This window comes from Streptomyces sp. NPDC005805, from assembly GCF_040630445.1.
Taxonomy (GTDB): domain Bacteria; phylum Actinomycetota; class Actinomycetes; order Streptomycetales; family Streptomycetaceae; genus Streptomyces.
Genome location: NZ_JBEXXN010000045.1, coordinates 45,782 through 56,411 on the forward strand (window position 1 = coordinate 45,782; position 10,630 = coordinate 56,411).

Below are 10,630 nucleotides of genomic sequence, written 5' to 3' on the forward strand. Positions count from 1 at the left end.
CGCACGGCGGCCCGCCCCGGCCTCCGCCGCCGCGGCCCGGTCAGCTCTGGTGCGCGTACCGGGGTCGCACCAGGGTGGAGGGCGGCAGCCCGGTCAGCCGGGTGCTCTCCGCCGCCTGCCCGTATCCGGCCAGGCGCTCCGGGAGGGCGGTCCTCAGCCGGGGCGCGCCCGGGTCCAGGGCGAGGGCCGGCGGATGCCCCACCCCGGCGAGCAGGAACCCGTGGTCGCGGCCCGGCGCCCCCCGCCCCGGCGCACCGGCCCCGGAGGAACCGCCGCCGGACGCCGGGGCCCGGTACGGCGCGGTGGCGAGCCCCGCCGCCACCAGGGTCGCGTCGACGGTCCAGTACACGCCCGGCCGCGAACCCGGCTCCCCCGCGTGCACCACCAGCCGGCCGCCGGGCGCGAGGGCACGGCGGGCCAGGCCGTAGAACTCCTGCGAGTAGAGCTTGGGGTCCGCGGCGGCCCCGGGCCCGGGCAGGTCGCAGACGATCACGTCGTAGGCGCCGTGGCGGGCCCCGCGCAGCCAGGAGAACGCATCGGCCGTGACGGCGCGCAGCCGGGGGTCGTCGTAGGCCCGGCCGTTCAGCGCGGCCAGGGGCTCGTCGGTGCGGGCGAGCCGGATCAGGCCCGCGTCCCGTTCCACGAGGGTCAGGGACTCCACGTCCCCGTAGCCCAGCACCTCCCGGGCGGCGAGGCCGTCGCCGCCGCCGAGGATCAGCACCCGGGCGTGCGGGCCGTTCATCGCGGGGTGGACCAGGGCCTCGTGGTAGCCGCGCTCGTCCCCGCCTCGGACGGTGAGCCGCCCGTCGAGAAAGAGGTCGGGCGGCCGGTCGGGGTGACCGGTCAGCACGACCTCCTGGACTCCGGTCCGCACCGCCACCCGCACCTGGTCGCCGTAGATGGCCCGGCGGGCGGCCTCCTCGAAGTCGCCGACGAGCGCGGCCGCGAGGGCGAGCAGGGCGAGGACCACCCCGTTGAGGACGAGGAGGCGGCGGCGCCACCGGCGGCTCATCTCCCGGCGGAAGAGCCACAGCACGAGAACCGCCCCGGCGACCGCGTTGACCGCGCCGGTCGCCAGCGCCCCGGTCAGCTCGCCGAGCCAGGGCAGCAGCAGGAACGGGAAGGCGAGGCCGCCGACGAGGGCGCCCACGTAGTCCGCGGCGAAGAGATCGGCGACGGTGCCCTCGGCGTCCCGCCGGGAGGCCCGCTGGATCAGGGACATCAGCAGGGGTATCTCGGCGCCGATCAGCACCCCGATGGCGAGCGAGAACAGCACCAGTACCAGCCGGGAGCCGCCCGTCCACGCGAAGGCCGCGTAGAGGACCATCGCCGAGCTGCCGCCGACGAGGGCGAGGACGGCCTCCAGGACGCCGAAGCCGACGGCGGCACGGCAGCGCAGCCGCTTCGCGAGCAGCGAGCCGACGCCCATCGCGAAGACCATCACGGAGAGGACCACGGACGCCTGGGTGACCGAGTCACCGATCAAGTACGAGGCGAGGGCGACGAGTTCCAGTTCGTAGACCAGGCCGCAGGCGGCGCAGACGAACACCACGGCCAGCACCAGGATCCGCCCGGCTTCGGGGCTGACGGGCAGCAGCACCCCGTCCGTGCGCGGGGTGGACTGGTGCTGGTCGATCACCCTGGTAACGCTACGTCACAAGAGTTCTACCTATTGTCACCCACACGAGTTAACTCACAGGAGTTGCGGGGTGTTCGCGGCCCGTTCGTGCCGCTGTCCGGCGGACGGCCCCGACCCGGGTGCGGGTCACCACGAGCCGGCCCTCCTGGGGGTAGGCGTGCCAGGTGCGCCACTGCACCTGGTGGCCGGCCCGCTGGGCGAAGAGCGCGGTGAAGGCGTGCGGGTCGCCGGGGAAGGTGCCCGCGAGACCGCGCGGGTGGTCCGCGACCAGGGCCAGCAGTTCCTGGGCCCGCCCGGCGAAGGCCTGCCGGCTCAGGGTCTCCACGCGCGCGGCGAACTCGTAGTCCCAGTCGCCGATCCGCTCGGCCACCCCGAGGGGCAGCGGCGTACTGCTGCCGGGCAGACAGGCGACGGTCTCCGAGCAGGAGATCCGGCCGTCCTCCAGCAGCACCTGGTGGGAGGCGCCGAGCAGTCTCAACTGGACCGTCGCCCCGGCCATTTCGAGGTCGAGGACGGCCAGCGCGGGCAGCGGCTCCCGGCCGAGCGCCCAGGCGAGGTCGTCGGCGCGGGTGTCGGTGTAGGCGGTGTCGATGGTCGTGAGCATGGGTGGGCTCCGCAGGACGCGCTTCGGCGGGTGGACACGGGACCCGGCGCTCCGGCGGGGAAGCGCACGATGGGGAGGGGCGGACCCCTGCCGGTCCGCCGCGGCTCCCGGCGGTTCGGAGGGGCTGGCTGGAACCGCTCGGTCCCTGTCATGAGGGAATCATGAACGGATTGCCGACCACAGAGGTTTTTCCCAACGTGCGGTGGTTTCCATCCCCTCGGGGGCCCAACGGTTCAACTGTTCAATGAAAAAAGGGCCAGTGGGCTTCACGCCACAGGCGCTGGGCTGCCCGGGGCACATGCGGCCGTCAACAGGGAGGAACCCGGCGGCTTTTCACCGCCGGGTTCCTCCCCCGGCGCGGGCCGCTGCCCCGTGTCAGCTCCCGCCGCCGCAGCCTCCGCCGCCGCAGCCTCCGCCGCCCCCGCCGCACGACGACCCGCCGCCGGACGAGGAGCCCCCGCCGCATCCGCCGCCGGAGCCGCTGTCGCCGCCCATGACCCACCAGCTGCCCGAGCCGCCGCCCGCGCGCCGGCCGCCCCTCCGGCGGCCCCGGGTCACCGTCCTGGCGACGACGATGCCGGCTCCCAGCAGGCCGATGGCGATCACGATTCCGATCATCACTTCACCATCCTTCTCGTTCCCCCGAAGCGAGTCCCCCGCGACGCTGCGCGACCGCTTCCTGCTTCCGCGTGAGTTCGCTTATGCCGTCCTCACGCGCCTGAGAGGGGAATCCCCGCGCCGCGGGCGGGTCAAAGCAGACTTGAGCAAGTCCAGAGGTTCGGCGCAGGATGGCGCCCATGACAGGACGCGAGACGGGCCCCCGGCCGCTGCTCAACCGCAGGCTGGCGGGGTTCGGGACGACGATCTTCGCCGAGATGTCGGCGCTGGCCGCCCGCACCGGTGCGATCAACCTCGGCCAGGGCTTCCCCGACACGGACGGCCCCGAGGAGGTCCGGGAGGCGGCCGTACGGGCGCTGCGCGACGGCCGGGGCAACCAGTACCCGCCCGGCCCCGGCGTCCCGGAGCTGCGCACCGCGATCGCCGGGCACCAGCTCCGGCACTACGGCCTGGACGTCGACCCCGACACGGAGGTCCTGGTCACCGCCGGCGCCACCGAGGCGATCGCCGCCGCGATGCTCGCCCTGCTCGAACCGGGCGACGAGGTGATCGCCTTCGAGCCCTACTACGACTCCTACGCGGCCTGTATCTCCCTGGCCGGCGCGCAGCGCGTCCCGGTGACCCTGCGGGCCCCGGACTTCCGGCCGGACCTGGACGCCCTGCGGGACGCCGTCACCCCGCGCACCCGGCTGATCCTCCTCAACTCCCCGCACAACCCGACCGGCACCGTGCTGACCCGCGAGGAGCTGACCGCGATCGCGGAACTGGCCGTCGAACGCGATCTGCTGGTGGTCACGGACGAGGTCTACGAGCACCTGGTCTTCGACGGCGAGCACATCCCGCTGATCTCTCTGCCGGGGATGCGGGACCGCACGGTGTCGATCTCCTCGGCGGGCAAGACCTACTCCTTCACCGGCTGGAAGGTGGGCTGGGTGACCGCCGCCCCGGCCCTGGTCGCCGCCGTGCGCACGGCGAAGCAGTATCTGACCTTCGTCTCGGCGGGCCCCTTCCAGTACGCGATCGCCGAGGCCCTGCGGCTGCCGGACGCCTACGTCACGGGCGTCCGCGAGGAGCTGCGGGCCGGGCGGGACCTGCTCGCGGACGGGCTGGCCGAGGCCGGCTTCGGGGTGTACCGCCCGCAGGGCACGTACTTCGTCACCGCCGACATCGCCCCGCTCGGCGAGAAGGACGGCACCGCCTTCTGCCTCTCCCTGCCGGAGCGCTGCGGGGTGGTCGCGGTGCCGAACGCGGTCTTCTACGACGACCCCGAGGCCGGACGCACCCTGGTCCGCTTCGCGTTCTGCAAGCGGCGCCCGGTGCTCCAGGAGGCGGTGGACCGGCTGCGCGGCCTGCGCGCCTGACCCACCCGGGAAGCGCGCCTGACCCACCCGGGAAGGCCGAGGGGCCGGCCGGGAGCGGATGCTCCCGGCCGGCCCCTCGGGCGTGTGCGACGGGCTCAGCCCTCGTCGGCCGGCTTCTCGTCCTCGCCGGTGGCGAGACCGAAGCGCTCGACCAGCCACTTGTCGAACTCGATCGACGCGCGCACCCAGCTCACCGTGGACGACACGAAGTGCTCCAGGCTCACGCCCGTGCCGATCAGCATCTGCGCCTCGCCGATGAGGCGGAGCGTCGGTGCCGTGTCCTCCTCCTCGTGGAGGTGGGTGTAGACCTTCGGCCACAGGGTGCGGCGGTTCCAGTCGTCGATCACGTCGAGGATCTCGGCGCGCTTCTCGACCGGGTGCGGGCGGTCGTAGAAGGTCCGCACCGAGAAGATCTGCTGCTCGTTCTCGCCGCGGAACATGAAGTACGTGCGGAAGTCCTCCCACGGCGCCGCGAGGTCTCCCTCGTCGTCGACGACGTACTTGAGCTCCATCTGGTCGAGCAGCTGCTTGACCAGGTCCTGGTCGGGAACGACGGGGCCCGCCGGTCCTTCCGCCTGAGGCTGGGGCTGGCCCCCGAAGTTCGGAATCGAGGACGGATCGATGGTCACCGTGTATTTCCCTTCGTACGGATGCCGCCATCCTCTCCCATGTCCGCCCGCCCCTGGCAAGCCCCGCCGCGCCCTGTCAGCCACGGGCTGACAGGATCGGCCCCGGGCGGTCAGCCCCGGGCCGCCGGGCCCACGATCAGGCCGTCCTCGACGCGGTCGACGCGGACCGTGTCGCCGTCCCGGACCTCGCCCGCGAGGATCTCCTTGGCGAGCCGGTCGCCGATCGCCGTCTGGACCAGCCGCCGCAGCGGCCGGGCGCCGTACGCCGGGTCGTTGCCCTCGTCCGCCAGCCACTCCAGCGCCGCCGGGGTGACCTCCAGGACGAGCCGGCGCTCGGCGAGCCGCTTCGCGAGCCGGTCGATCTGGAGGCCCGCGATGTGCGCCAGCTCGTCCCGCGAGAGGGCCGAGAAGACCACCAGGTCGTCCAGCCGGTTCAGGAACTCGGGCTTGAAGGAGGCCCGCACGGTCTCCAGGACCCGCCGCTTCTTCTCCTCCTCGCCGGTGGCCGGGTCCACCAGGAACTGGCTGCCCAGGTTGGAGGTGAGGATCAGGATGGTGTTCCGGAAGTCCACCGTCCGGCCCTGCCCGTCCGTGAGCCGACCGTCGTCGAGCACCTGGAGGAGGACGTCGAAGACCTCGGGGTGCGCCTTCTCCACCTCGTCCAGCAGCACCACGCTGTACGGGCGGCGCCGGACGGCCTCGGTGAGCTGGCCGCCCTCCTCGTAGCCGACGTATCCGGGCGGGGCGCCGACCAGGCGGGCGACGCTGTGCTTCTCGCCGTACTCGCTCATGTCGATGCGGACCATGGCCCGTTCGTCGTCGAAGAGGAAGTCCGCGAGGGCCTTCGCCAGCTCGGTCTTGCCCACACCCGTCGGCCCGAGGAAGAGGAAGGAGCCGGTCGGCCGGTCCGGGTCGGCGATGCCCGCCCGGGTGCGGCGGACCGCGTCGGAGACCGCCTGGACGGCCTCGGCCTGGCCGATCAACCGGCGGCCCAGCTCCTGCTCCATGCGGAGCAGCTTCTGCGTCTCGCCCTCCAGCAGCCGCCCGGCCGGGATGCCCGTCCAGGAGCCGACCACGTCCGCGATGTCGTCCGGGCCGACCTCCTCCTTGACCATGGTGTCCTTCGACGCCTCCTCCTCGGCCTCGGAGGCGGCCTCCAGGTCGCGCTCCAGGGTCGGGATCTCGCCGTAGAGCAGCTTGGAGGCGGTGTCGAAGTCGCCGTCGCGCTGGGCGCGTTCGGCCTGGCCGCGCAGGTCGTCCAGGCGTTCCTTCAGCTCACCGACGCGGTTGAGGCCCTGCTTCTCCTTCTCCCAGCGGGCGGTCAGCCCGCGCAGTTCCTCCTCCTTGTCGGCGAGGTCGCGGCGCAGCTTCTCCAGCCGCTGCCGGGAGGCCGGGTCCGACTCGTTCTTCAGCGCCAGCTCCTCCATCCGCAGCCGGTCCACGGCGCGCTGGAGCTCGTCGATCTCGACGGGCGAGGAGTCGATCTCCATACGCAGCCGGGAGGCGGCCTCGTCGACCAGGTCGATGGCCTTGTCCGGGAGGAAGCGGGAGGTGATGTACCGGTCGGAGAGGGTGGCGGCGGCGACCAGGGCGCTGTCGTTGATCTGCACCTTGTGGTGCGCCTCGTAGCGGCCCTTGAGGCCGCGCAGGATGGCGATGGTGTCCTCGACGCTGGGCTCGGCGACCAGCACCTGCTGGAAGCGCCGCTCCAGCGCCGGGTCCTTCTCGATCCGCTCGCGGTACTCGTCCAGGGTGGTCGCGCCGACCATGCGCAGTTCGCCGCGGGCCAGCATGGGCTTGAGCATGTTGCCCGCGTCCATGGCGGAGTCGCCGCCGGCGCCCGCGCCGACGACGGTGTGCAGCTCGTCGATGAAGGTGATGATCTGCCCGTCGCTCTCCTTGATCTCGGAGAGGACGGTCTTCAGCCGCTCCTCGAACTCGCCGCGGTACTTGGCGCCGGCCACCATCGCGCCCAGGTCCAGCGAGACCAGGCGCTTGTCGCGCAGCGACTCGGGGACGTCGCCCTTGACGATGCGCTGGGCGAGGCCCTCCACGACGGCGGTCTTGCCGACGCCGGGCTCGCCGATGAGCACCGGGTTGTTCTTGGTGCGCCGCGAGAGCACCTGCACCACACGGCGGATCTCCTGGTCCCGGCCGATGACCGGGTCGAGCTTGCCCTCGCGGGCGGCGGCGGTGAAGTCGGTGCCGAACTTCTCCAGCGCCTTGTACTGGCCCTCCGGGTCGGGTGTGGTCACCCGGCGCCCTCCTCTGGTCCTCGCGAACGCGTCGAGCAGCTTCCGCGCGCTCGCCCCCTGGTCCTGGAGCACCTGCCCGCCGGCCCCGCCCTTGGCGGCGATGCCGATGAGGAGGTGCTCGGTGGAGACGTAGTCGTCGCCGAGCTCCTTGGCGCGCCGGCCGGCGTCGGCGATGACGGCGAGCAGCTCGCGGTTGGGCCCGGGCGGCGCGACCGTGGAGCCGGTGACGCTGGGCAGGGCGGCGAGCACCCGCTCGGCGCCGGAGCGCACGGCGGCCTGGTCGGCCTCGACGGCGGCCAGCAGATCGGTGATGTTCTCGTTGTCCCGGCCGGTCAGCAGAGCCAGCAGCAGGTGGGCCGGGGTCAGGTCGGCGTGCCCGTCCTGCACGGCACGGCTGCTCGCCGCGTTGATCGCGTCCCTGCTCTTGTTGGTCAGCTCGGCGTCCACGTTCGGTGTCTCCTCCTCGCCCGGGCGGGTGCTCTCCTGCTGTCTGCTGCCGTCATGAGTACTGCCTCAGTCGACGTGCATAAAGTTGAGTCTACTCCACTCAATGTGGTGCGCGCGCGAATCCCGGGGATAGGTTCCGCCCCATGGCCATCGACCCGCGCAACCCCGACGCGTCCTACCTCAGCTTCTGGCGTGAGTACCACATGAGCACGCTCACGACCCCCCGCGCGGACGGCACTCCGCACGTCGTGGCGGTGGGGGTGACCTACGACCCCGAGGGCGGTCTGGCCCGGGTCATCACCAACAAGCACAGCCGCAAGGTCGCCAACATCCTGGCCGCCGGCCCGGACGGCGCCCGGGTCGCGGTCTGCCAGGTGGACAAGGGGCGCTGGGCGACGCTGGAGGGCGTGGCACGCATCCGCGCGGAGGAGGCCGTGGTCGCCGACGCGGTCGCCCGCTACGCGGCCCGCTACGAGCGCACCCCCGCCCCCAACCCGGACCGGGTGGTCATCGAGATCACCCTCACCCGCGCGATGGGCCGCGCCTGACGGCGGCCGGCCCGGGCCGGCCGCGAGCGCACCGGGCGTTTCCGGGCAGCACAACGGCGCCATCGTGTTTCAGGTCCACGATGGCGCCGTTGTGTGGGGGAAGCACCTGAGCGATCTGTAACGACGGGGGAACCGCTCAGGCACTGCGGGGGGTGGCGGTGGCGTCCGACTCGACGAGCTGGTGGTCACGCGCGTCGAGATTGACGAAGATCATGCCGTACCTGATGGCACAGCGGACTGGCTGCGGTGCGCCTCGCGGCCGACGGAGGCACCGGTACGCGCGGACGTCCTCGTCCTCCTCGCGAGCGACGACGATCGGCTCGCCGAACAGGGTGACCATCAACGAGTCGCCACGGTGGGGAATAGCCGTGACGAGATCGATGAAATGCCACCCGGACCGGTAGGCCGTGGCCATCTCGCGCCGGAAGACCCGGTCGTCCGGGGGGATGGTCATGCGTCCGCACCCCGACCGGTGGGCGCGCTCTCCCACGAGAAGTCGTTCCCGGCCGCGACGGTCGCCGTAGCCGGCTCGGACTCCCAGCTCGGGTCTCCGAGGGCGGCGAATGCACCGAAACCCGCCACGGCAAGACCGAGCGCGCAGAATATACGAACCATCCTGTTCATGGAGGATCTCCACCCCATTCTGTTCAATACCCTCCCCCCGCGTCTAAGACGATGTCTCACGCCGAATGCTTCCACCAGCGAGCACAGGCATCATGTTCCTGTATTGCAGGACCCTGAGGGGGTGTCAAATGGTGTCTAATCATGATGGTTTCGGACATAGTCACAGTGCTGGCGAACTCTGCGAAGCGGGCAAAAAGCTCTACGCGGCCGCATTGCGATCCGGCCAACTGTCCCGCTCAGAGGTGAAGGAAGCGCCCTGCCTGCTTGACCTCGCGCTGCTCCGCCCGGATCCCGACGACGCGCAGTGGCTGCGGCCCGTCCCGCCGGCCCTCGCCCTCAACCAGCTGATGCACCCCATCGAGCGCGAGATCCAGGAGCGCCGCCAACTCGCCCTCACCGTCGCGGACACCTTCGAGCCCTTCCTGAGCCTCACCGCCCAGGACCTCTCCACCCAGCACGCGATCACCGTGCTGGAGGGCCTGAGCCTGATCAACACCACTCTGGACCGCGTGACCGGAGAGTGCAACGAGGAACTCCTGACCGTCCAGCCGGGCAGCGGGCGCCGGCCCGACACCCTGGAGACCGCCCTGCGCCGCACGGAACCCCTGCTGCGCAACGGCGTGAAGATGCGCACCCTCTACCAGCACACCGCGCGGCACCACCCGTCGAGCCTCGCCTACGTCGAACGCGTCGGCGCCTACGGGGTCGAGGTCCGCACCCTGGAAGAGATCATCGACCGGCTGATCATCATCGACCGCAAGGTGGCCTTCGTCCCCGCCCGCAGCGACCGCCAGGTCGCCCTGGAACTCCGCCACGAGGGGCTGGTGCGCTATCTGGTGGGCGTCTTCGAGCAGTTGTGGCTGCACGCCACCCCCTGGGAGGGGCAGCTCTCCTACGCGCCCGAGCTCGACGGCATCACCGGCGTCCAGCGGTCCATCGCCAAGCTCCTGGTGGAGGGCCATGTCGACGACTCCATCGCCCGCCGCCTGGGCATGAACGTACGCACCTGCCGGGCCCACATCGCCAAGCTGAACGCGGCCCTCGGCAGCGGCAGCCGGGCCCAACTCGGCTATCTGATCGCCCAGTCGGGCATCCTGGAGGAAGCACCCTGAGCCCCGAGACCGCCACCGTCACCACCACCGCCGAGGACACCCTCTTCGGCGCCCTCACCGTCACCCTGGCCGCCACCCCGTCCGGCGGGCAGCGCCTGGTGGTCGAGGGAGACGCCGTCCCGCGCGTGGAGATCACCCGCGCGCCGGAGTCGGAGCAGGACGAGCACATCCCGATCGGCACCCGCGCCCCCGAGCACCTCACCCTCACCGTGGACGGCGCAGAGGCCGCCCTCCGGCCCGCCAAGGGACGGCTCAGCCGCCGGTCGTACCGGGTCGATGCCACGTACGACGGGGCCGCGTACCGGCTCCGGCCGGACTCGGTCCCGGACAGCCGGCTCACCCGGGACGGAGTCCGCCTAGGCGCCCTCACCTCCACCGGGGACGGCCGGGTGGACGCCGAATGGCGCCCGGAGGCGAAGGTCCGGCCGGTCGACGCGGCCGTGGGCTACGCGCTGGCGGCGGCCTTCGGCACCGGGGCGCAGCCGATGTGGACGATGGTGGTCGAGGCATTGAGCGAGGCCCTGCCCTGACCGGCCGGCGGGGCCGAAGCCCTGCCGGGACGGCGGACCGGACGGCGGGGCCGGTGCACTGACCGGACGGCGGGCCGTACCGGCCCCGCCCCGGCGGCCCGGGCGCGCACACGCGGCCGCCCGGGGGCCGGTACGCGCGTACGGCGGCGGCCCGGGGCGCCTTGTACGCACACCGACGGCGGCGGGCCGGGAGCGCCGCCGAGGAACGGGTGGAGCTGGCGCAGTTCGCCGGGAGCGACTGGATCGGCCCCTACCCCGGCAAC

The 10,630-nt window shown here is 72.5% G+C and carries 10 protein-coding genes; 4 read left to right on the forward strand and 6 right to left on the reverse strand.

All coding sequences use genetic code 11. The features are described from left to right. Positions 1-40: 40 nt before the first annotated feature. From ABZ457_RS22525 to ABZ457_RS22535, 3 genes are all read right to left on the reverse strand, one after another. Positions 41-1,639, reverse strand: a complete 1,599-nt coding sequence (locus ABZ457_RS22525; RefSeq protein WP_359159898.1) for a polyamine aminopropyltransferase — start codon at positions 1,637-1,639, stop codon at positions 41-43. Positions 1,640-1,688: 49 nt separating this feature from the next. After that, positions 1,689-2,243, reverse strand: coding sequence for a DUF2617 family protein (locus tag ABZ457_RS22530; RefSeq protein WP_359159900.1), 555 nt, complete (start codon positions 2,241-2,243; stop codon positions 1,689-1,691). A gap of 375 nt (positions 2,244-2,618) precedes the next feature. Continuing rightward, on the reverse strand, positions 2,619-2,861 hold the full coding sequence (locus ABZ457_RS22535) for a hypothetical protein (RefSeq protein ID WP_359159902.1): 243 nt from the start codon (positions 2,859-2,861) through the stop codon (positions 2,619-2,621). A 179-nt stretch (positions 2,862-3,040) separates the two neighbouring features. Here ABZ457_RS22535 and ABZ457_RS22540 point away from each other — a divergent pair, with 179 nt between their 5' ends. Then, the gene (locus tag ABZ457_RS22540) at positions 3,041-4,222 is read left to right on the forward strand and encodes a pyridoxal phosphate-dependent aminotransferase (RefSeq protein WP_359159904.1); all 1,182 of its coding nucleotides are present in this window, start codon (positions 3,041-3,043) and stop codon (positions 4,220-4,222) included. 95 nt (positions 4,223-4,317) lie between these two features. Here ABZ457_RS22540 and ABZ457_RS22545 read toward each other — a convergent pair whose 3' ends face one another. Next, positions 4,318-4,851: a YbjN domain-containing protein gene (locus ABZ457_RS22545; RefSeq protein ID WP_018845928.1), complete on the reverse strand. Its 534-nt coding sequence runs from the start codon at positions 4,849-4,851 to the stop codon at positions 4,318-4,320. A 110-nt stretch (positions 4,852-4,961) separates the two neighbouring features. Continuing rightward, complete coding sequence (gene clpB / locus ABZ457_RS22550; protein WP_359159907.1) at positions 4,962-7,553, reverse strand: ATP-dependent chaperone ClpB; 2,592 nt, start codon at positions 7,551-7,553, stop codon at positions 4,962-4,964. 143 nt (positions 7,554-7,696) lie between these two features. Between clpB and ABZ457_RS22555 the strand changes: the two genes are divergently transcribed. Then, a complete protein-coding gene (locus ABZ457_RS22555; protein ID WP_359159909.1) occupies positions 7,697-8,101 on the forward strand; it encodes a TIGR03618 family F420-dependent PPOX class oxidoreductase in 405 nt (134 codons plus the stop codon). A gap of 136 nt (positions 8,102-8,237) precedes the next feature. Here the strand turns inward: ABZ457_RS22555 and ABZ457_RS22560 are convergent, their stop codons facing one another. Continuing rightward, complete coding sequence (locus tag ABZ457_RS22560) at positions 8,238-8,555, reverse strand: hypothetical protein (protein WP_018845931.1); 318 nt, start codon at positions 8,553-8,555, stop codon at positions 8,238-8,240. 262 nt (positions 8,556-8,817) lie between these two features. Between ABZ457_RS22560 and ABZ457_RS22565 the strand changes: the two genes are divergently transcribed. Both ABZ457_RS22565 and ABZ457_RS22570 read left to right on the forward strand, forming a co-directional pair. Continuing rightward, positions 8,818-9,837 (forward strand): helix-turn-helix transcriptional regulator, encoded by a 1,020-nt coding sequence (locus ABZ457_RS22565; RefSeq protein WP_359159912.1) that lies wholly within the window; start codon positions 8,818-8,820, stop codon positions 9,835-9,837. Between the two features lie 98 nt (positions 9,838-9,935). Further along, positions 9,936-10,367, forward strand: a complete 432-nt coding sequence (locus ABZ457_RS22570) for a hypothetical protein (protein WP_359159914.1) — start codon at positions 9,936-9,938, stop codon at positions 10,365-10,367. Positions 10,368-10,630: the final 263 nt, after the last annotated feature.